Genomic DNA, 20,560 nt, shown 5'->3' on the forward strand with positions numbered 1-20,560 from the left:
GATCCCTGCATGAGCAAGGCACGCAAGCTGAAGGCGCTGGAACGCGAGATGGACCGCGCCGAGACCTACGCCGCCTGGCGCGAGGCCGCCCTCGCCCACGACGAGCTGAGCGGCGCCCGCCGCTGGCGCGAAATGGACCAGAGCCGCCAGTACGATTACGCCCAGATCCGCCTGCGCCTGGACCGGCTGCGCAGCCTGCGCGCCCGCCACGACAACCACGGGCTGCTCTACACGCTGAACGAGGGCATTCACGGCAACATGGGTGGCATGGGCCGGTCGACCCTCTACCAGCGGGCCAAGTTCGGCACCAAGCAGCTGATCGAGCAGTACATCGAGGAGATCGACGACGCGCTGCGCTATCTCGCGGACCTGCCGGAAAGCGAAATCGGCATCCAGGAGCGGATGGATTTCTTCTACCGCGCCAACATCTGCTTCGGGCGCTCGGCGCTCATGCTCTCCGGTGGCGGTGTGCTGGGGTTCTACCACATGGGCGTGGTCAAGTCCCTGCTCGAGGAGGGCCTGCTGCCGCGCGTGATCTCCGGTTCCAGCGCCGGCTCCCTGGTCGCCGGGGTTCTCGGCACGCACACGGACGCCGAGATGCAGCGCTTCTACGACCCTGCCAACGTGCACTTCGAGGCGGAGCGGGAAGCCAGCGTGTTCACGCGCATGTTCTTCGGCACCAACCCCTCCATCGACGTCAGCGACCTCGAGAAGATCATCGACCGGCTGGTGCCGGACATGACCTTCCAGGAGGCCTACGAGAAGACCGGCCGGCAGATCAGCATCACGGTGGCACCGGCAGAGACGCACCAGCGCTCACGGCTCCTGAACGCGATCACCTCGCCGAACGTGTACATCCGCTCGGCGGTCATGGCCTCCTGCGCGGTGCCCGGCGTCTTCCCGCCGGTGATGCTCATGGCGAAGAACGTGCACGGCGAGCCGCAGCCCTACCTCCCGACCCGCAAGTGGGTGGACGGCTCCATCGCCGACGACCTGCCGGCGAAGCGCCTGTCGCGGCTCTACAGCACCAACCACTACATCGTGAGCATGGTTAACCCTATCGCCACGCCGTTCCTGAACGGGGGCAAGCCGCGCGGCAAGATGGCCTCGGCGCTCGGCGCGCTGGGTATCGGCGTGGGCCGGGAAGTGCTCAACTTCTATCGCGGCGTGGCCCAGCGACGCGGGGACCGCTGGCCGCGGCTCAACCTGCTGCTCAACGGCGTGCACGCGCTGATGGACCAGGAGTACAGCGGCGACATCAACATCGTGCCGAGTTTCCGCTGGTACAACCCGGCGAAGATTCTCTCGCACCTGTCCGAGAAGGAGCTGGTCGCACTCATGCAGGGGGGCGAGCACTCGGCCTTCCCGCAGGTGGAGTCTATCCGTATCTGCACGCGCATCTCGCGGACCATGGAGGAGATCCTATACCGCTTCGAGTACGGGGACCTGCGGCCGCAGGGCGACAAGTACCACCGGCCCCGGGCCTCCCGGCGGCGGCCGGCGCCGACCCGGGCGGATCGCGAGGCGATGCGCGAGACGGGCTCGCAGCGGCTCGCGAAGACGCCGCCGAAGAGCAAACCCCGGGCGAAGAAACGCCCGGCGGGTAGCAGCAGGGGCGGCAGCAAGAACCCCGACAGCGCCGCTGCCTAGCCGTCGATGAGCGCCACGCCGTGGCGGGCCAGCGGTTCCACAAGTGCCCCCTTGGCCTCCGCCTCGGCGCTGCTGGCGTTGCCCTGGAGCGCCCGCTTCTTGACGCCCTGCAGGATCGCCGCGAGGCGGAAAAAGCAGAACACCAGGTAGAAGGTCCAGTGGTCGATGCCGTCGCGGCCCGTGCGTCGGCAGTAGTCGGCCACGTAGACTTCGTCCGAGGGCAGCCCCAGGCTCGCCCGGTCCACGCCCGCCAGCCCGCGCAGCCCCGCGTCCCCCGGCAGCTGCCAGGCCATGACCTGGTAGGCGAGGTCCGCCAGCGGGTGGCCGAGGGTCGACAGCTCCCAGTCGAGCACGGCAATGATGCGCGGCTCCGTCGGGTGGAACATGAGGTTGTCGAGGCGGTAGTCGCCGTGGACCAGGCTGACGGCGCCGTCATCGGGCGGCATGTTCGCCGGCAGCCAGGCGATGAGCGTTTCCATGGCCTCGCTGCGCTCCGTTTCCGACGCGCGGTACTGCTTGGTCCAGCGGCTCACCTGGCGCTCGAAGTAGTTGCCGGGGCGTCCGAAGTCGGCCAGGCCCGCGGCCTCCACGTCGACATTGTGCAGCGCCGCGAGGACCCGGTTCATCTCGTCGTAGATGGCCGTGCGGTCGGCGTTGCCGGTGACCTCCGGCAGGGTCGGATCCCAGAACACCCGGCCGTCTAGGTACTCCATGACGTAGAACATGGAGCCGATGATGCTTTCGTCCTCGCAGAGGAGGTAGGCCTGTGGTACCGGCACCTCGCTGTCCGCCAGGGCACTGAGGACGCGGAACTCCCGGTCCACGGCGTGGGCGGAGGCGAGCAGTTCGCCCGGCGGCTTGCGCCGGAGGACGTACTGGCGGCCGCCGGCGCTCAGGCGGAAGGTCGGGTTCGACTGACCGCCCGCGAACTTCTCGGCAGCCAGGTCGCCGGAGAAGCCGGGAAGGTGCTCGGCGAGGTAAGGGGCCAAACGTTCCGTGTCGAGGGTCTGGGTGCTCATTGCGCTCTCCGTGTGCTGCCCGCGGGGGTCGCAACAATGACACCCCCGGCGAAAAAAATAAACTCGGAAGGGCCACGCTGCGCGTGCCGTTGAGCCGCCCGCGCGGTAACGCTATGCTCCTGCGCCATCAGTAGCGGAATTAGCCATAACATTCGCGGGAGACGCCGATGTACGCAGAGCTGAAGCAGGCCTGGCAGGAACTCACCAGCCCCGGGCAGCTGTTCGAGGTGACCATGGCAGAGGTCGGCGGGGTGCCCATCCGCACTTACGCGCACGCACCGCCCTCCCTGCGCGAGATCTGGCTCGGCGCCGCGGGGCACGGCGACAAGGAGTACCTCGTTTACAACGATGAGCGGCTCAGCTATGCGGAGGCGCAGGTTATCACCGGCTCCATCGCTCACTGGCTGACCCGGGCCGGCGTGGGCCCGGGGGACCGTGTCGCCATCGCCATGCGCAACTACCCCGAGTGGATGCTTGCCTATTGGGCCGTGACCGCCATGGGCGCGGTGGTCGTCGGCATGAACGCCTGGTGGGTACCGCAGGAAATGCACTACGGCCTCGAGGACTCGACCCCGAAGGTCCTGATCGCTGACCAGGAGCGGCTGCAGCGCTTCGCCGACCTGCGCGGCGATTTCCCGGAGCTCACCGTGGTCGGCGTGCGCGTTGCGCACGACCTGCCGGGCTGGGCCACGGACTGGGCCGAACTGGTCAACAGCGAATCCGCCATGCCCGAGGTCACCGTGGCCCCGGAAGACGACGCCTGCATCTTCTACACTTCGGGCACCACCGGGCGCCCGAAGGGCGCGCAGCTCACTCACCGCGGCTGCGTCAACAACATTTTCAACGTGGCTTTCGCCAACGCGGTGCAGCCCCGGGCCCTGGCCCTGGCCCGCGGCGACGAGCCCGGGCAACCGGGCGGCACGGAGATCCGCGCGCTGCTGGCGACGCCGCTCTTCCACGTCACGGCCAACAACTGCGTGGCGCAGGTGGTCACGCTGGTCGGTGGCCGCCTGGTGCACATGTACAAGTGGGACCCCGCGGAAGCCCTGCGACTCATCGAACGGGAAAAGCTCACGACCTTCAACGCCGTGCCCATGATGGCCCGGGAGATCATGATGCACCCGGACTTCAAGATCCGCGACACCTCCTCGCTGAAGACCGTCGGCGGCGGCGGGGCGGCGATGCAGCCGGACCTCGTCGGCAAGGTGAGCGAGACCATGAAGAGCGCCCGCCCCAATACCGGTTACGGCATGACCGAGACCTGCGGCATCATCACCGCGGTCTCCATGGAGTTCTTCATGGACCGGCCGACCAGCGTCGGCCCGGCGATGCCGACCTTCGAGGCGCGTATCGTCGATCCCGCGGGCAGGGAGCTGCCGGTCGGGGATATCGGCGAGCTGGTCGTGCGCGGCGCGCCGGTGATCAAGGGCTACCTGAACCGGCCCGAGGCCACGGCCGAGACGATCGTCGACGGCTGGCTGCATACCGGCGATGTCGCCTACATGGACGGGGACGGCTTCATCTACCTCGTCGACCGCGCCAAGGACATGGTGCTGCGCGGCGGGGAAAACGTCTACTGCGCCGAGGTGGAGAACGCGCTTTTCCATCACGACGCGGTGGCCGAGTGTGTCGTCTTCGCGGTACCCGATGACCGCCTCGGCGAGGAAGTCGGCGCAGCGGTGCACCTGAAGCCCGGCACCGGCGTCGATGCCGATGCGCTGCGCGCCCACTGCCGGGAGCACATCGCGGCGTTCAAGGTGCCGCGCTACCTCTGGTTCCTCGACGAGCCGCTGCCGCGGAACGCGAACGGCAAGTTCCTGAAGCGCGAGCTGCGCGAGACCCTGAAGGTCGAGGACGCCGCCTGAGGCGACGCCGCCTCAGGTGTCGACGTCGAGGGTGACGCCGCGGGACACCGCGGCGTCGGCCTCTCCGCTGCTGATCGCGACTCGGTCCGCCCCGATACCCTTGCTCGTTACCAGGTAACGCTTCACGGCCGCCGCGCGGTCCGTCGCCAGCCTGTCGAGCGCCGACGGCGGCAATGCCATGGTCTCGACCACGGCCGCGTACTGCGAATCCGGCGGCGGTGCCGGCTGATCCTGGCCCTCGTCAGCGCCGGCCGGCGGCGCCAGCGGCGCGTAGCGCGCCGCCACCGCTTCCGCCCAGGCCTCGTCGCGGGCAGCCAGGCTTTCCGGCGCCAGGCCGTCTGCCAGCAGGGCTTCGTCCAGCGCCTTTGCCTTGAGCACCCGCGCGTCCTCGCTGTCGGTCACGCCGCGGGCGAGGAGTCGCAGCTGCGGCCGCTGCGTGAGGGCGTCGGCCAGGGCGTCCAGCTTGCCGGCCGCCGGCGCGTCGAGGGTGTCCCGGGCGGGCTCGAAAGCCAGCGCCTGCAGGTCCTCGTCGCTGCCGGCGAGGCCCGCCAGCAGCTTGAAAGGCGCCGTGACGATGTTGGTAATCACGTTGGCGATGGCGCGCCCGATCACCTTGCCGAGGCGGAACGAGGGGTCGTCGACGTTGCCCTTTACGGGTACGTCCAGGTCGATGACGCCGCGGGAATCCTCGAGGAGGGCAATCGCCAGCTTCAGGGGCAGGTCCATGGCCCGTTCACTCTCGAAGGGGGCGCCGAGCTCCATCTGCGAGATGATGAGGCGGTTTTCCCCGGCCAGCCGGTCGCCGGCGAGGCGATAGCGCAGGTCGAGGTTCAGCGTGCCGGCGTCGATGGTGTAGCCGGCGTAGGTGCCTGCATAGGGCGTGAGCCGGGCGATGTCGATGCCCTGGAAGCTGACCCCGATATCCACGTCCGGCTCGGGTGCGAACGGCGCAACGTCGCCCTCGATGCGCACCGGGGCATAGCCGTCCACGGAACCGGCGAGTTCCACGGCAACGGGCGCGGTGGAGTCGGTGGCCACGGCGCCGACCTCGCCCTCGAGCCCCTCGACCAGGGTGCGGAAATCCAGCGGCAGGGAGCGGTCCTCGAAATCCACAGCACCGTTGCTCACGACGAGCCCGCCGAAAGCGAGCGCCCAGGGTTCGCCCTCGGCCGCCGGCTCGGGACTTTCCGGTTCCTCGCGCTCGACCAGCGCCGTCTGCGCATTGATGCGGCCGTCCTCGCCGATGTGCAGGCTGCTGCGGTAGCCGTCCAGGGTAATGACGCCGGTCTCCAGCCTCTGCGCCGGCAGGTCCAGCGCGATGCCCGGTATCGCCAGCGAGTCCCAGCCCAGGGCTGTCTGCTCGGCGCCCGCGATCTGCAGGCCGAAGGCCGTGAGGCTCGCATCGGCATGCGCGGTCGCAGGCGCGAAGTCAGCCAGGCCGACCCTGCCGGCCACGGCCAGGCGCCCGCTCTCCAGCTCCGCGTTGATGAACGGCGCCAGCAGCGGGTTGGCCAGGGTGACGGGGAGGGCGTCCAGCTCTAGCTCCAGCTCGCCACTGCCGGCGCCGGCGTCGACGGCGCCGGCCACGGAAAGGGTCGCCTCCTCGTTCAGGGTCAGCGCCAGCGACACGCTGCTGTCACCGTCGGGCGGGTAGGCGAGCTTGCCCAGCTCCAGCGCGAGCGGGTCCACCGTGAGCACGGCTGGCGCCGTGAACTCGGAGCGCCAGCGCAGCCGGGCATCGGGCAGGGAGAAGCGCTCGAGGCGCACCTGCCAGGGCTCGGCCTCTTCCCCGGCCGGGCCGCCGTTCGCGGAATCCGCTGCGGCGGTGTCGCCGGCGGTCGCCTCGCCCGAACCGGGAACGAGCATGTCGAGCAGGCTGACCTGCTCGCCTTGCATAAACCCGCTCACCGCGAGCCCTTCGAGGATTGCCTCGTCGGCATTGACGCGCTGTGAAGCGCTGTCCAGGGCGATGCCGTCCAGCTCGAAACGGTCGAAGGCCAGGGAGGTATCGGGCAGTGCCCCCGGTTCCGCGGGTGCAAGGGCGAAGTCGCGCAGCTGTAGTGTGCCGTCCGTGACGCTGACGCGCGGTTCGCCCTGCCACTCGGCCTCGTAGTGGCCGCTGATCTCCGCAAGCGCGCTGTCCATGGCGAAGGGCAGCTCCGCGGCGAGGTAGCGATGCACGGGGCGTAGGTCGAGGTCGGCGATCTGCAGGTCGCCGCTGCTCCGGGCCCGTGGCAGGGAGAATTCGCCGCGCCAGCGCAGGATGCCGTTGTGCTCGGTGACCACGAGCAGCTCGTAGGGGCTGCCCTCCTCGATGACCGTGGACAGGCCCTTGACCGAGAACCCGAGGTCGCGCAGGAAGGTCTCGTAGCGCGGCGAGCGGGTGCTGTCCTCGAAGCGCAGCTCGCGGGCGTCGAAGTTCAGGTTGCGCACGGTGATGCCGGGCACCGCGGCGTCACCGTCGTCCGCCTCCTCGGGCGCTCCGTCACCCTCGATGAGATCGCTGATATTGAAGCGGCCGTCCTCGAAGCGCCGCAGTGCCAGCTCGAGGCCCTCCACCGCCACGTCGTCCAGCACGAACCCCGGCTGCGTGATGCTGCGCCAGGCGCCGAAGTCGATGTCGAGCCGGTCGAGGGCTGCGAAGGGACCGCCCCCGGGCTCGGCGAGGCGCGCCTTGCGGACCTCGAGCGCCAGGGTGAAGGGGTTGAAGAGGATGAGCTCGCTGTCCAGCCGGCGCCCCAGGTACTGCTCGGCAAGGCGCGGCGCCGCGATGTTCAACGCGGGCAGCAGCACCAGCAGGGCCAGGGCGAGGTAGGCCAGGTAGGCCACGAGGAGAAAGCGCAGCAGGCGTCTTGGCATGGCAGTATCAGCGGTGTCGGGGAATCGGGCGGTTTAGCTTGCAGGCCCCCCGCCGCCTTTACAAGCCCTTGCGGTAGGCGTACGGCGTAACCCCGGTCCAGCCCTTGAAGGCGCGGATGAAGGCGCTCGACTCGGAGAAGCCGGCGCGGTGGGCGATTTCCTCGATGGACAGCCCCTGGCGCCCGAGGTAGTGCAGGGCCACGTCGCGGCGTAGCTGGTTCTTGATGTCCTTGAAGGTCGTGCCCTCCCGCGCGAGGCGGCGGCGCAGGGTCTGCGGGTGCACCTCGAGGGCGGCTGCCACTTCACCGAGCTCGGGCATGGCGAGGAGGTTCTGGCGCACGAGGTCGCGTACCTGGGCGGTCCAGCTCGCCCGCGGGTACTGCTGCGTGAGCATGATCAGCACCGGGTGGCGGAGGAAGCGCTTGAGCGTCGCCTCGTTCTGTACCACGGGGCGCTCCATGAGGCCTGCCGGGAACTCCAGGGCGCAGTGCTCACACTCGAAGTCAACGGGGCTGGCCAGGAACATGCGCCGGTAGTCATCGGGCTGCGCCGCCGGCGGGTAATCGAGCGTGGCCCGGGTCAGCGGCAGGTGCTCCTGCACCAGCCAGCTGCCGAAGCGGTGCGTGTTGAACAGGAACAGCTCCTTGAGGTAGGGGTCGGCGGCGGTGCTTCCCTTTCGCCGGAGGCAGACGGTGGCCCGGTCCCCGTTCACGGCAAACTCTGCGAACAGGCTGTGATCGAAAAGGGCGTAAAAGCGGCAGACGCGGGACAGTGCCTGGCCCAGGGTCGCGCTGCCAATGACCGCGTAGCACATCATGGCCCAGGTCCCCAGCGGCATGGGTCTTTCTCCGTAGCCCAGGGACTCGTCGCCCAGCGCCTGCATGGTGGCGACCTGCAGGTCGGCGAAGCGTTCGATGGCGATGCGGGCGTGGGGTTCGCGGAGGAGCCGGGGGGTAATGCGGTTGCGGCGCAGGAGGGGCAGCGGGTCCACGCCGAGGCGTACCGTGTGGCGCAAAACGGCGCGGGCGAAATGCACCGAGATGGATTGCTTGCGCAAGGGCGGATCCTGTCAGTTTGGGTCAATAATTTTGTCCGTGGCGGTCATTGCCGCCCCCGGCGGCGCTGCACATACTGGCGCGCGCCCCCATCGCCCACCACGGAGATTCGCGATGTTGCCACGCAACTTCACCGAAGAACAAACCATGTTCCGCGATGCTTACCGCAAGTTCCTCGCCAGCGAGATTGTGCCACACATGGAGCGCTGGCGTGAGGCGGGCATCGTCGACCGGGAGGCCTTCCTGCGCGCCGGTGAGCAGGGTTTTCTCATGGTCTGGCCGGACGAGAAGTACGGCGGCATGGGCGACGAGGACTTCCGCTTCGAGCAGGTCATCATCGAGGAAACCGCCTATGCGCGCGTCGGCGACTGGTACGCCACGCTGCACAGCCGCCTGGTCGGACCCTACTTCACCCGCTTCGGCAGCGAGGAGCAGTGCGAACGCTTCCTGCCGAAGTGCGTGCGCGGCGAGTGCATCCTCGCCGTCGCCATGACCGAGCCGGACGCGGGCTCCGATCTCGCGGGGATGCGCTCGACGGCGCGGGAGGACGGCGATCACTGGGTGCTCAACGGCTCCAAGACCTACATCTCCAACGGCATCAACGCCGATGCGGTGATCGTCGCCGCGAAGACGGACCCGGACAACAATCCGCATCACATGACCCTGTTCATCGTCGAACGGGGCATGGAAGGCTTCGAACGCGGCCGCAACCTGAAGAAGATGGGCATGAAGGCGCAGGACACCGCCGAGCTGTTCTTCAACGATGTCCGCGTGCCCAGGGCGAACGTCCTCGGCGAGCCCGGCAAGGGGTTCATCTACCTGATGGAGGGGCTGGCCGAAGAGCGCCTCATCGGCGCCTGCGGTTACCTCGCCGCGGCCCAGCTGTCCTGGGACCTCACCTACGACTACGTGCGCGAGCGCAAGGCATTCGGCAAGCCCCTGGCCGCCTTTCAGAACACCCAGTTCAGGCTGGCGGAGCTGCGCACCGAGCTGGATATCGCCCAGAGCTACGTCGACCAGTGCGTCGCCGCCTTCAATGCCGGCCAGCTCACGGCGGTGGATGCCGCCAAGGCCAAGCTGGTCACCAGCGAGCTGCAGGTCAAGGCCGCCGACATCGGCGTGCAGCTGCACGGCGGTGCCGGTTATATGGACGAATACGCGATCAGCCGGCAGTATACCGACGCGCGGATCGCCACGATCTACGCCGGCAGCTCCGAGGTGATGAAGATCATCATCAGCCGCGACTGCCTGTCGGATGACTACAAGCCGTTCAACACCCGCAACTTCTGAAGCACGCGCTCGACCACACTGAAAAGAGCACACACGGAATCAAGGAGGAAGCACCATGGACCTGTCAGGGAAAGTCGCCATCGTTACCGGCGGGGCCTCCGGCCTCGGCCGTGCCACCGTCGAGGCCTACGTCGCCCGGGGCGTCAAGGTCGCCATCTTCGACCTCAACGAGCAGGCCGCGGACGAGATGATCCAGGCGCTGGGCAGCGACAAGGTCGCTTTCTGGAAGGTAAATGTCGCCGACGAGGATTCCGTGAGCACGGCCGTCGCCGGCGTGGTGGAGAAGTTCGGCGCGCTGCACATCTGCAACAATTTCGCGGGGATCGGCAGCGCCTGCAAGACCCTGAGCAAGAAGGGGGTGTTCCCCCTCGACATGTTCATGGGCGTGATCAACGTCAACCTCGTCGGCACCTTCAACGTCTCCCGCTACGCCGCCGAGCAGATGGCGAAGAACGATCCGGTGTTCGGTGAAGACGGCCGCGGCGTCATCATCAATACCGCGTCCATCGCGGCCTACGAGGGGCAGATCGGCCAGCTCGCCTACAGCGCCTCCAAGGGCGGCGTGGTCGGCATGACCCTGCCCATGGCCAGGGATCTCGCCAGCTACGGCATCCGCGTGAACACCATCGTGCCGGGCCTGATCCACACGCCGCTCTTCGAGTCGCTCCCGGAGCCGGCCTACAAGTCCCTGGAAGCCAGCGTGCTCTACCCGCACCGCCTCGGCAAGCCGGAGGAAATCGCGCACCTGTCGGTGTTCATCGCCGAGAACGACTACGTCAACGGCGAGTGCATCCGCCTCGACGGTGGTATCCGGATGCAGCCCAAGTGATGCGGTTCGAGTAAGGAGAGCACTATGGGGCCCCTCAACGGCTATACGGTCATCGAGCTCGCCGGCATCGGGCCGGCGCCCATGGGTGGCATGCTGCTCGCGGACATGGGAGCAGAGGTCATTCGCGTGGACCGCGCCGGCGGTGCAGACCCGAAGCTCTCGGAGCGCGTCAGCGGTCGTGGCAAGCAGTCCATCGTCATCAACCTGAAGGACCCGGCGGGGGTGGAGACGCTCCTGCGCATGGTCGAGAACGCCGATGTGCTCATCGACCCGTTCCGTCCCGGCGTCTGCGAGAAACTGGGCATCGGCCCCGACGAGTGCCTGGCGCGCAACCCGAAGCTGGTGTTCGCGCGCATGACCGGCTGGGGCCAGACGGGGCCGTTGGCCCTGGCCGCCGGCCACGACATCAACTACATCTCCCTGACCGGCGCCCTCTACGCCGTCGGGCCGAGGGAGGGGCGGCCGGTGCCGCCGCTGAATCTCATCGGCGACATGGGCGGCGGCGGCATGCTGCTGGTGCAGGGGGTGCTCGCCGCGCTGCTGGAGGCCAGCAATTCCGGCCAGGGGCAGGTCATTGACGTGGCCATGGTCGACGGCGCCGCGCAGCTCATGTGGATGTTCCACAACTTCCAGGCCATGGGGGCGTGGAACGCCGACGAGCGCGAGGCCAACCTGCTGGACGGGGGCGCCCACTTCTACGGCACCTACGAGTGCGCGGACGGCGAGTACGTCGCCATCGGCTCCATCGAACCGCAGTTCTACGCACTGCTGCTCGAGAAAGCCGGCCTGTCGGCCGAGGAGTTCGCCGACCAGAACAACCCGGCTCTCTGGCCGGAGCTGCGGGACAAGCTGGCCGACGTCTTCCGCCAGAAGAGCCGCGACGAGTGGTGTGCCCTGATGGAGGGGACCGACGTCTGTTTCGCCCCGGTGCTGCGTTTCACCGAGGCGCCGAAGCATCCGGCAAACGTCGCCCGGGACACCTACATCGAGGTCGAGGGGGTGGTGCAGCCCGCGCCGGCGCCGCGCTTTGCCCGCACGCCCTCTACGGTGCGCCACGGTGTCCACGGCGCCGGTGAGGACACGGACAGCATTCTCACGGCCATGGGCTTCGCCGAGCAGGAAATCCAGCAACTGAAGGCCGGCGGCAGCGTCGCCTGACCGGCCCGGGGGAAACGCCATGAACGATTTCAACACCGTGCGCATCGACCGCGACGGCCCCGTGGCCGTGGTCACGCTCAACCGCCCGGACAGCCTCAACAGCTTCAACGGCGAACTGCGGCGGGAGTTCCTCGCCGCCGCGCAGGCCGTGAACGCCGATCCGGCGATCCGCGTCGTCGTTCTCACCGGTGAGGGCCGCGCCTTCTGCGCCGGTGCCGACCTGTCCGAGGGCCTGTCGCCGGACGACGGCGGCGGCCACGCGACCGAGGCCATGCTCAACGATGAGTACAAGCCCGCGGTGCTGGCGATCACCCAGTCGCGCAAGCCCTGGATCGCCGCCGTGAACGGTGCCGCCGCCGGCATCGGCAGCGCCTATGCACTGGCCTGCGACCTGTCGGTGATGGGCGAGGGCGCCTACCTCTACCAGGCCTTCGTGGCCATCGGCCTCGTGCCCGACGGCGGTGCGACCTGGCACCTCGCCCGCACCCTGGGCCCGCTGCGCGCCTTCGACATGATGACGTCGGGGGAGAAGATTCCCGCGGCGCGCTGCGTCGAGCTGGGCCTCGCCAACCGGGTCGTGGCCGACGACGCTCTCGTCGACAGCGCCGTGACCTGGGCCCGTGAGCTGGCCGGCAAGGCGCCGCTCGCCCTCGAGTACATCAAGAAGTCGCTGGCCTTCGCCATGGAGAACGATCTGCCGTCGGTCATTGCCAACGAGGCGTCCCTGCAGCACAGCTGCGTGGACAGCGACGATGCGAAGGAAGGCGTCATGGCCTTCCTCGAGAAACGCCAGGCCAGCTGGTCCGGCCGCTAGCCGGGGGCCCCCGGGTGGTAGACGGGACTGTCGGCGACGGCGACGAAGGCGACACAGTGCGCCCGGAACTCGCCGCGCTCCGCGACAGGCTGGCACAGACCGGCGACGAGGCCCGCGCGGCCGACCGCGACAAGCGCCACGGCAAGGGCTACCGCACGGCGCGGGAGAACCTGGCGGACCTGGTCGACCCAGGCAGCTTCCAGGAGTACGGCCAGCTGGCGGTCGCCGCCCAGCGCAGCCGCCGCGACTACGGGGAACTGCAGACGCGCACCGCCGCCGACGGCATCATCACCGGCACGGCGCGCATCAACGGCGCCCTGTTCGGGGAGGCGGCCACGCGCGCCGCGGTCATCATCAACGACTACGCCGTGCTCGCCGGTACCCAGGGCTTCTTCCACCACCGCAAGCTGGACCGGCTCTGCGAACTCGCCGCGCGCCTTGCGCTGCCGGTGGTCATGTACACGGAAGGAGGCGGCGGGCGTCCCGGCGATACGGACGTGCTCACGCAGATCGCCGGCCTCAACGTTCCGTCCTTCGCCGCCTGGGCGCGCCTGGCCGGTCGGGTGCCGCGGATCGCCGTGAACAACGGCTACTGTTTCGCCGGCAACGCGGCGCTGTTCGGCTGCGCGGATTTTCGCATCGCCACGCGGCGCTCCTGGATCGGCATGGCGGGCCCGGCCATGATCGAGGGCGGGGGCCTCGGATGCTTCGAGCCGACGGAGATCGGGCCCATCGAGGTGCAGGAACGCAACGGCGTGGTCGACCTGGTGGTCGAAGACGAAGCCGCGGCCACCACCGCCGCGCGGCAGCTGCTGGGCTATTTCCAGGGTGACCTCTCCGAGTGGGACTGCGCCGACCAGGCCGTACTGCGGGACCTCGTTCCCGAGGACCGGCGCTGGGGCTACCCGGTGCGCCGGGTCATCGAGACCCTGGCGGATACGGGCTCCTTCCTTGAGCTCGGCCGCGTCCATGGCCGCAGCGTGATCACCGGCTTCCTGCGCATCGAGGGGCGGCCGATGGCGCTGCTGGCCAATGACTGCCAGCAACTCGGCGGTGCCGTGGATGCCGAGGCGGCGGAAAAGGCCGCGCGCTTCCTCACCACCTGCAACGGCCTCGGCCTGCCGGTGCTGTCGCTCACGGACACGCCCGGCTTCATGGTCGGCCCGGACAGCGAATCCCATGCTGCCGTGCGGCGCATGGCCGGCCTGTTCACCGCCGGCGCGGCGCTGACGGTGCCGGTGATCGCCATCTTCCTGCGCAAGGGCTACGGTCTCGGCGCCATGGCCATGGTCGGCGGTTCCTTCGCCGAGCCGGTCTACGCGGCCTCCTGGCCCACCGGCGAGTTCGGCGGCATGGGCCTGGAGGGCGCCGTGCGCCTCGGCTACAGCAAGGAACTCTCCGCCGAGCCCGACAAAGCCAGCCGTGCGGCGCTGTTCGAGAAACTGGTTGCGAAGCTCTACGAGGTGGGCAAGGCCACGGAGGCCGCCGCCCACCTGGAAATCGACGCGGTCATCGATCCGGCGGACACCCGCGCCGCTGTCCGCGAAGCACTCACCGGCGCCCTCGGCGCTCAACGCAGAAGGTAAGATCCATGGACAAGCTCTTCGACCTCTCCGGCAAGGTGGCCGTGGTGACCGGCGGTTCCCGCGGCATCGGCGCCATGATCGCCCGCGGCCTCGTCGGCGCCGGCGTGCGCACCTACATCACGGCCCGGCGCGAGGAGGAGCTCGCCGCAACGGCCGAGGAGCTCGGCGCGTTCGGCGAGTGCATAGCCATGCCCTCCAACCTCGGCAGCGTGGAGGGGGTGCAGGCCTTCGCCGATGCGCTGCGCGAGCGCGAACCGGCGCTGCATATCCTGTTCAACAACGCCGGTGCCAGCTGGGGCGCCCCGATCGACGAGTTCCCGGAAAACGGCTGGGACAAGGTCATGGACCTCAACGTGAAGTCGCTGTTCTTCCTGACCCAGAAGCTGCTGCCGGCGCTGCGCGCCGCGGGCACGGCGGAGGACCCGGCGCGGGTGGTGAACATCGGCTCCATCAACGGCCTCACCTACGCGCCGTTGCAGAACTACTCCTATACCGCCAGCAAGGCGGCGGTACACCACCTGACCCGGCAGATGGCGACGGACCTTGCCGGTGACTGCATCAACGTCAACGCGATCGCGCCGGGTTTCTTCCCGAGCAAGATGACCGCGCACATGCTCGAGCACGAGGCGGAGATGGTGAAGGCGATTCCCCGCGGCCGCCTGGGCGAGCCGGAGGACGCCGCCGGCACGGCGATCTATCTCTGCGCTCGCGCTTCGGCTTTTGTCACCGGGCACGTGCTGGTGCTTGACGGCGGCCAGGCGGTCAGCGCCTGAGCGGCAGCCGCGCGCACTCAGCCGGCTACGACGACCAGCCGCACGGCCTGCAGGTGCAGGTCGGCCCGGGCGATGGCCGCGAGGCTTTCCTCGCGCTGCCAGCGCAGGTGGTCGATCTCCTCATCGCGCACCTGCGGGTTCACCCGCTGCAGGGATTCCAGCCGCGTGATCTCCTCGCCCAGGTGGTTTTCGGCGCGGCGTGTCGCGTCCTCACGCAGCGTCGCCAGGTGCTTCTCGGCATAGGTCGCGGCCGCGGCCAAACGCTCGTCCACGGCGCCCTGGAGCTGGCGGATGATGCCCACGGCGGTGGCATGGTCGACGCGGCGGACGAGCTGGTTCAGGCGCTCGTGGGAGATGGCACTGGACAGGTCCCGGTCGCGGCTGTCCACGAGCACCCGCTGCGGTGACAGGGACAGGAACCGCTGCAGCTGCAGGCTTTTCGGCGCGCTCACATTGACGGTGTACAGGCACTCGAGAAGCAGGGTGCCCGCGGGCACGCCGCGCAGCTTGAGGGTGCCGAGGGCGGCGTTGCCGAGTTCCGTGGAGAGGATGGCCTCCATCGCCTCGGTGAGCATGGGGTGCTCCCAGGTCAGGAAGGCCATGTCCTCCCGGGCGAGGGCCGTGGCCCGGTCGAAGGTCACCGTGCGCCCGTCCTCCGGCAGCTCGGGGAAATGCGCGGTATCCATGTGCTCCCCGGGCCGCAGTACCAGGCAACCCTCGCTGTGGTACTCGTGCTCCACGCCCAGGTTGTCGCAGAGTGTCTCGAAGTAGGCCTGCAGTTCTCCGCTGCGCTCGCTGTCGCGAATCGCCTCGATGATGCGCTGGGCCTCCGCGGGGCGGCAGGCATTGCGCTCCAGCAGCCGGTCCCGCCCCTCGGCCAGGCGCCGGTTTGCGCTCGCGGTGGCCTCGCGCGTCTCCTCGATCAGTGCGTCGATGTCCGCGCTGCCGTCCAGGGCGTCCTCCAGCCGCTCCCGGCAGGCGTCGAACACCGCGCGGCCCGCGGGGCAGTTCTGCCGGAAGATATCGAGCCCCTCGTGCAGCCAGCGGAACAGCCGCTCCTGCGCTGTGCCCGCGAGGTAGGGTATGTGGATGTGCACGTCGCCGGCCTGACCGATGCGGTCGAGGCGACCGATGCGCTGCTCCAGGAGATCCGGGTTGCGGGGCAGGTCGAACAGCACGAGGTGCTGGGCGAACTGGAAATTGCGCCCCTCGCTGCCGATCTCCGAGCAGATCAGCGCCTGGGCGCCGCTTTCGGCGTCGGCGAACCACGCAGCCGCGCGGTCGCGCTCGATGATCGACAGGCCCTCGTGGAAGGCCGCGCAGCGGATGCCGGCGCGCAGGTGCAGGTAGTGCTCCAGCTGCTCGGCGGTGCCGGCCGTGCTGCAGATGACCAGCGCCTTGTGCGGCCGCAGGGTGCGCAGCGTATCGCGCAGCCAGGTGACCCGGGGCTCCTCGGCGAGCCAGCCCTCGTCCCTGGCGTGGCGCTCCGGGTAGAGGGCGCCGGCCGCCGCGGCCGGTCCGGCGGCGGGGAGGGCGGCCCGGTGCAGGTACCGGGCCGGGAACCCGCCGACGCTGGCCCGGGTATTGCGGTACAGGACCCGCCCGGTGCCGTGCCGGTCGAGGATGCGCTCGATGAGCACGGTGTCGCTGGCGCCCTCGTCGAGGCCCGCGGGCAGGGCGGCGGGCCGCCGGCCGTCCTCGATGGCCTCGAGCAGTTCGCTCCACTCCCGGTAGCGCGCCTCCTCGGCGCGAAAGGCGTCGAGGTCGTGGAAACGCGCCGGGTCGATAAGCGCCAGGCGCGCGAAGTGGCTCTCCACGCCGAGCTGCTCCGGCGTGGCGGTGAGCAGCAGGAGGCCCGGGCTCGCGCTCGCCAGGGCACTGACGAAGCGGTAATCCTGCCCGGGGGCGTCGGGCTGCCAGTGCAGGTGGTGCGCCTCGTCGACCACGACGATATCCCAGGGGGCCGCCAGCGCATCGGCCTGCGCCACCGGGTCCTCGTAGAGGAGGTCCCCCGCGCAGAGGACGAGCTGTTCCGTCTCGAAGGGGTTTTCCCCGTCGCTCGCGGCCAGGCGTTCGCTGTCGAAGAGGGCGAAGTGCAGGTTGAAGCGGCGCAGCATCTCCACCAGCCACTGGTGCAGGAGCGGCTCGGGGACCAGCACCAGCACCCGGCTGGCGCGGCCCGTGAGCAGCTGCTGGTGCAGGATCATGCCGGCCTCGATGGTCTTGCCGAGGCCGACCTCGTCCGCCAGCAGCACGCGCGGCGCGTGCCGGCGCCCGACGCTGGCGGCGATGTAGAGCTGGTGCGGCAGGAGCTGGGTGCGCGGGCCGAGGAGGCCGCGGGCCGGATCCCGCTGCAGGCGGTCCAGCTGCAGGCAGGTCGCGACGCGCAGTGCAAAGGCCTCGTGACGGTCGAAGTGGCCGTTGCGCAGCCGCTGCTGTGGCGTGGTGAGCTGGACGAAGGCGTCGAGCTCGATCTCGGGCACCCGATGTTCTTCGCCGGCGGCGTCCGTGGCGCGGTAGAACAGGAGACCTTCGCGCTCCGTGACCGCTGCCACCTCGAGCTCGCGCCCGTCGGCCGTACGCAGCTGGTCTCCGGCCTTGAAGCGCAGCCGGGTCAGCGGGGCGCGGCCCGCGGCGTAGGTACGCTCCTCGCCGACGGCCGGGAAGCTCAGGGTGACCCGCGGCCCCTCGCTGGCGACCACGATACCGAGGCCGAGCTGCGCATCCGCGTGACTGACCCAGCGCTGGCCGAGGGCGAACTCCATGGCGCCGGCCTCAGGCCGCGAGGGCCGGGGCATCGCCCGGGAAGAAGAGTTCATAGCTCGAGCGGCGCGCGATGGCGAGCAGCTTCTCCACCGGCAGGCCCTTGAGCTCTGCGATCTTCTCGGCGACGAAGGGCAGGTAACAGGGCGCGTTGGTCGTGCCGCGGTAGGGCACCGGCGTCAGGTAGGGGGCGTCGGTTTCCAGCAGCAGCTGCTCGACCGGGGTGAGCTCGACGATGGTGCGGACGTTGTCCGCGTTGCGGAAGGTAGTGATCCCGTTGAAGCCGAGGTAAAAGCCGGCCTCCAGCGCGAACTCCGCCAGGCCCTGACCGGAAGTGAAGCTGTGGATGACGCCCGGGCCAGGCAGGCCGCAGCGCCTGAAGCCCGGCAGGTGGTCGGAGAGGATCGCCTCCGTGTCCTCGTCCGCGTCGCGGCTGTGGATGACGACCGGCAGCGCCAGCTCCGCGGCGAGGGCCAGCTGGCGGGCAAAGGCATCGCGCTGCGCGCCGCGGTCCGCGCGATCGTAGTAGTAGTCCAGGCCGATCTCGCCGATGGCCACCACGCGCGGGTGCGCGGCGCCCTCGCGAATGGCGGCCTCGACGGCCTCGTCGTAGCTGCCGGCCTCGTGCGGGTGAATGCCCTGGGTACACCACACGCGCGCATCGCTCTCGGCGATGCGGCGTACCGTCGCCAGGTTGTCGGGCGCCACGGCGATGGTCACGACGCGCTCGATGCCCACCCCGGCGGCAGCGGCCAGCGTGTCGGCCAGGGCCTCTTCCCCGAGGTAGTCGAGGTGGCAATGAGTCTCTACGATCGGCGTGGCGAAGCGCGGGATCGCGCGCCGCTGTTTCTTGCTCATGACCGGGTTCTCCGCGTGGGTCGGCAGGGCACTGCCCGCGGCTTTCGCAGTGTCTTTTGCTGTGCCTTTCGCTGTGTCTTTCGAAGCGCTGTCTTTTTGCGCATTATAGCGAGTGATGAAGGTCCCGTATGCCCCCCGCTGCCGCCGGTCCCTGGGCGGAGCCCTGCTGCTCGTCCTCCTCCTGCCGGCCTTCGCCGTCCGGGCGGGCGGCGAGCCCTATGGCGAAGCCTTTGCCCGCGAGGGCGCGTCCTGGCCCGAGGGCCGCCCGCCCGCGGCCCTGCTGCCACCGCTCCCGGACGGGTCGGAGGCGCCGGCGGAAGGAGAGCTCGAAGCGCTGCGGGGGCGCCTGGCTGCGCTCGAGGCCGAGGGCGGCCCCTACGCCGGTGGCCTCGAGGAACCGCTGGCCGCTCTGGGTCGCGCGCTCGCCGCGCGCGGCCGTTACGGCGAGGCGGTGGCCCTCTATCGCCGGGCGCTACACGTGCTTCGCGTCAACGACGGCCTTTACGGCGAAGCGCAGAAACCGCTGCTCGCGGCGCTGCTCGGCATCTACCGCGCCGCCGGGGACTTCGCGGCGCTCGACGAGCAGTACCCCTGGTTCTACCGCGTCTACGGCAACGGCCAGCCGCCGCTAACGGGGCTGCGTCTCGACGCGGCGCTGGCCTACCAGCGCTGGCAGCGGGAGGCCCTGCGCCGGGATCTCGGCGACGGCACGCGGCGGCTGCTGGCGCTCCTCGACGACGGGGCGGAACTGCTGGACCGGGCCGCGGCTGACCCCGCGGCCGGCTGGGACGCGCGCCGGGCGCTGGCGCTGTCGCAGCTCAACAATCTCTACCTGCTGGAGGACCGCGTGGCGCCCCCGCCGGAAGACTACCCCGGGCTCCGTGCCCCGGATCCTTTCCAGCGCAACGAGCTGTTTACCGGCGACCCGCAGCAAGACCGGCTGCAGGCCCAGCGGCGAACGGCGCAGGCCGACGGCCGGCGCCTGCTCGAGGAGCTGGCAGCGGAAGCGCCGGACCCTCTGGCCCGGGCCGAGGTGCTCGTCGCGCTCGGCGACTGGCAGCAGTGGCACGGCCGGGAATCGGCGGCAGCGGAGGCCTGGCAGGCGGCGATCGACGGGCTGCTGCGCGCCGGCGAGGCGGTGCAGGTGGCGGCCCTGTTCAGTGAACCCCGGGAACTCCCGGCGAACGGGGTTTTCTGGCAGCCCCCGGCCGCGGGTGCCGAGGCGCCGGGGCCGGTCGTGGCGGCGCGCTTCACGGTGACGGAGCGAGGCCGGGCCCGGGAGGTGGCGGTGGAAACAGTGACCGGTCGCGACAGCGCCCGGATCGGCGTCGCACGGGCGCTCAGGCGCATGCGTTTCCGGCCGGCCTTCGTCGACGGGGCGCCCGTCGTGACCGAGGGGGTCGAGCGCTTTTACGAGGTGTACGACTAGCGGTTGTTGATGTGCAGCAGCGTGCCGCGCGCGGCGAGAGCACCGCGGGTGCGCCATTCCAGCAACTCGCCGCCGTGCCGGTCGATGCAGCGCTCGGCCATGGCGAGGAAGGGGGAGCGCTCCGGGTCGCCGATGAGGATCTCGCCGACACCGGCCTTGATCGCCCGGTTCACGAGGTTGGCGACGGGGCCGGTCAGCTCGTCCCAGAAGCAGATATCGGCCCCGATGAGTAGGTCGTACTCCGCGAGTTCCCGCGTGGTGATGCGCTCGAAGCGGCGCACCAGGTGCTCGGTGCGCACGCCGTTGAGCCCGGCGACCACATCCAGGTAGGGGAACACGTTCGGGTCCGCATCGACAGAGGTCACCGCGGCGCCGAAGCGCTTCGCACACCAGATACCGCCGATCCCCCAGCCGCAGCCTACGTCGAGGACGCGGCGGCAAGCGGCCGGCGGGTGGCGATGCAGGTAGTCGATGACCAGGCAGCTGGACTTCCACAGCTTGTTGCCGTGGATCGCCGGCGCATCGCTGCGCCGGCGTACGGCGCGGATCGCCGGGTGGGCGGCCGTGGGGAAGAGGGCGCCGCGGAAACGGCGCGCGTGGTTGACGGCCATG

At 69.8% G+C, this 20,560-nt stretch carries 15 protein-coding genes; 9 read left to right on the forward strand and 6 right to left on the reverse strand.

What is annotated here, in order from left to right; translation table 11 throughout:
* Positions 1 to 9 precede the first annotated feature (9 nt).
* The gene (locus tag RKE50_RS05490; protein ID WP_350035021.1) at positions 10 to 1,650 is read left to right on the forward strand and encodes a DUF3336 domain-containing protein; all 1,641 of its coding nucleotides are present in this window, start codon (positions 10 to 12) and stop codon (positions 1,648 to 1,650) included.
* Here RKE50_RS05490 and RKE50_RS05495 read toward each other — a convergent pair.
* A complete protein-coding gene (locus tag RKE50_RS05495; RefSeq protein ID WP_350035022.1) occupies positions 1,647 to 2,669 on the reverse strand; it encodes a phosphotransferase in 1,023 nt (340 codons plus the stop codon). The genes RKE50_RS05490 and RKE50_RS05495 overlap by 4 nt on opposite strands.
* A 167-nt stretch (positions 2,670 to 2,836) precedes the next feature.
* Here RKE50_RS05495 and RKE50_RS05500 point away from each other — a divergent pair, with 167 nt between their 5' ends.
* Positions 2,837 to 4,534 (forward strand): class I adenylate-forming enzyme family protein, encoded by a 1,698-nt coding sequence (locus RKE50_RS05500; RefSeq protein WP_350035023.1) that lies wholly within the window; start codon positions 2,837 to 2,839, stop codon positions 4,532 to 4,534.
* Between the two features lie 12 nt (positions 4,535 to 4,546).
* Here the strand turns inward: RKE50_RS05500 and RKE50_RS05505 are convergent, their stop codons facing one another.
* Positions 4,547 to 7,393 (reverse strand): DUF748 domain-containing protein, encoded by a 2,847-nt coding sequence (locus RKE50_RS05505; RefSeq protein ID WP_350035024.1) that lies wholly within the window; start codon positions 7,391 to 7,393, stop codon positions 4,547 to 4,549.
* 58 nt (positions 7,394 to 7,451) lie between these two features.
* Positions 7,452 to 8,450 (reverse strand): AraC family transcriptional regulator, encoded by a 999-nt coding sequence (locus tag RKE50_RS05510; protein WP_350035025.1) that lies wholly within the window; start codon positions 8,448 to 8,450, stop codon positions 7,452 to 7,454.
* Between the two features lie 112 nt (positions 8,451 to 8,562).
* Here RKE50_RS05510 and RKE50_RS05515 point away from each other — a divergent pair, with 112 nt between their 5' ends.
* From RKE50_RS05515 to RKE50_RS05540, 6 genes are read left to right on the forward strand one after another with little or no spacing between them, the layout of a single operon-like run.
* Positions 8,563 to 9,738: an acyl-CoA dehydrogenase family protein gene (locus tag RKE50_RS05515; RefSeq protein ID WP_350035027.1), complete on the forward strand. Its 1,176-nt coding sequence runs from the start codon at positions 8,563 to 8,565 to the stop codon at positions 9,736 to 9,738.
* 55 nt (positions 9,739 to 9,793) lie between these two features.
* Positions 9,794 to 10,567, forward strand: a complete 774-nt coding sequence (locus tag RKE50_RS05520) for an SDR family NAD(P)-dependent oxidoreductase (protein ID WP_350035029.1) — start codon at positions 9,794 to 9,796, stop codon at positions 10,565 to 10,567.
* Positions 10,568 to 10,591: 24 nt separating this feature from the next.
* Positions 10,592 to 11,725: a CaiB/BaiF CoA transferase family protein gene (locus RKE50_RS05525; RefSeq protein WP_350035031.1), complete on the forward strand. Its 1,134-nt coding sequence runs from the start codon at positions 10,592 to 10,594 to the stop codon at positions 11,723 to 11,725.
* Positions 11,726 to 11,744: 19 nt separating this feature from the next.
* Positions 11,745 to 12,539, forward strand: coding sequence for an enoyl-CoA hydratase/isomerase family protein (locus tag RKE50_RS05530; protein WP_350035032.1), 795 nt, complete (start codon positions 11,745 to 11,747; stop codon positions 12,537 to 12,539).
* A gap of 14 nt (positions 12,540 to 12,553) precedes the next feature.
* The gene (locus tag RKE50_RS05535; protein ID WP_350035033.1) at positions 12,554 to 14,125 is read left to right on the forward strand and encodes an acyl-CoA carboxylase subunit beta; all 1,572 of its coding nucleotides are present in this window, start codon (positions 12,554 to 12,556) and stop codon (positions 14,123 to 14,125) included.
* 5 nt (positions 14,126 to 14,130) lie between these two features.
* Entirely contained in the window at positions 14,131 to 14,898 is a 768-nt protein-coding gene (locus RKE50_RS05540; RefSeq protein WP_350035035.1) for an SDR family oxidoreductase, read from the forward strand.
* 17 nt (positions 14,899 to 14,915) lie between these two features.
* Here the strand turns inward: RKE50_RS05540 and rapA are convergent, their stop codons facing one another.
* The gene (rapA, locus tag RKE50_RS05545; protein WP_350035036.1) at positions 14,916 to 17,663 is read right to left on the reverse strand and encodes an RNA polymerase-associated protein RapA; all 2,748 of its coding nucleotides are present in this window, start codon (positions 17,661 to 17,663) and stop codon (positions 14,916 to 14,918) included.
* Between the two features lie 10 nt (positions 17,664 to 17,673).
* On the reverse strand, positions 17,674 to 18,519 hold the full coding sequence (locus tag RKE50_RS05550) for a TatD family hydrolase (RefSeq protein WP_350035037.1): 846 nt from the start codon (positions 18,517 to 18,519) through the stop codon (positions 17,674 to 17,676).
* 112 nt (positions 18,520 to 18,631) lie between these two features.
* Between RKE50_RS05550 and RKE50_RS05555 the strand changes: the two genes are divergently transcribed.
* Complete coding sequence (locus RKE50_RS05555; protein WP_350035038.1) at positions 18,632 to 19,948, forward strand: hypothetical protein; 1,317 nt, start codon at positions 18,632 to 18,634, stop codon at positions 19,946 to 19,948.
* Here the strand turns inward: RKE50_RS05555 and RKE50_RS05560 are convergent.
* Complete coding sequence (locus tag RKE50_RS05560; RefSeq protein ID WP_350035039.1) at positions 19,945 to 20,559, reverse strand: class I SAM-dependent methyltransferase; 615 nt, start codon at positions 20,557 to 20,559, stop codon at positions 19,945 to 19,947. The two genes, RKE50_RS05555 and RKE50_RS05560, sit on opposite strands and share 4 nt — an antisense overlap.
* Position 20,560 lies beyond the last annotated feature (1 nt).

This window comes from Pseudohaliea sp. (genome assembly GCF_040217025.1).
Classification (GTDB): domain Bacteria; phylum Pseudomonadota; class Gammaproteobacteria; order Pseudomonadales; family Halieaceae; genus Pseudohaliea.

What these genes read in the sequence shown, in the direction of transcription:
- RKE50_RS05490 (WP_350035021.1), top strand. Translation starts at nt 10, where the DNA reads ATGAGCAAGGCACGCAAGCTGAAGGCGCTGGAACGCGAGATGGACCGC.
- RKE50_RS05505 (WP_350035024.1), bottom strand. Translation starts at nt 7,393, where the DNA reads ATGCCAAGACGCCTGCTGCGCTTTCTCCTCGTGGCCTACCTGGCCTAC.
- RKE50_RS05515 (WP_350035027.1), top strand. Translation starts at nt 8,563, where the DNA reads ATGTTGCCACGCAACTTCACCGAAGAACAAACCATGTTCCGCGATGCT.
- RKE50_RS05550 (WP_350035037.1), bottom strand. Translation starts at nt 18,519, where the DNA reads ATGAGCAAGAAACAGCGGCGCGCGATCCCGCGCTTCGCCACGCCGATC.
- RKE50_RS05495 (WP_350035022.1), bottom strand. Translation starts at nt 2,669, where the DNA reads ATGAGCACCCAGACCCTCGACACGGAACGTTTGGCCCCTTACCTCGCC.
- rapA (WP_350035036.1), bottom strand. Translation starts at nt 17,663, where the DNA reads ATGGAGTTCGCCCTCGGCCAGCGCTGGGTCAGTCACGCGGATGCGCAG.
- RKE50_RS05530 (WP_350035032.1), top strand. Translation starts at nt 11,745, where the DNA reads ATGAACGATTTCAACACCGTGCGCATCGACCGCGACGGCCCCGTGGCC.
- RKE50_RS05525 (WP_350035031.1), top strand. Translation starts at nt 10,592, where the DNA reads ATGGGGCCCCTCAACGGCTATACGGTCATCGAGCTCGCCGGCATCGGG.
- RKE50_RS05540 (WP_350035035.1), top strand. Translation starts at nt 14,131, where the DNA reads ATGGACAAGCTCTTCGACCTCTCCGGCAAGGTGGCCGTGGTGACCGGC.
- RKE50_RS05560 (WP_350035039.1), bottom strand. Translation starts at nt 20,559, where the DNA reads ATGGCCGTCAACCACGCGCGCCGTTTCCGCGGCGCCCTCTTCCCCACG.
- RKE50_RS05500 (WP_350035023.1), top strand. Translation starts at nt 2,837, where the DNA reads ATGTACGCAGAGCTGAAGCAGGCCTGGCAGGAACTCACCAGCCCCGGG.
- RKE50_RS05520 (WP_350035029.1), top strand. Translation starts at nt 9,794, where the DNA reads ATGGACCTGTCAGGGAAAGTCGCCATCGTTACCGGCGGGGCCTCCGGC.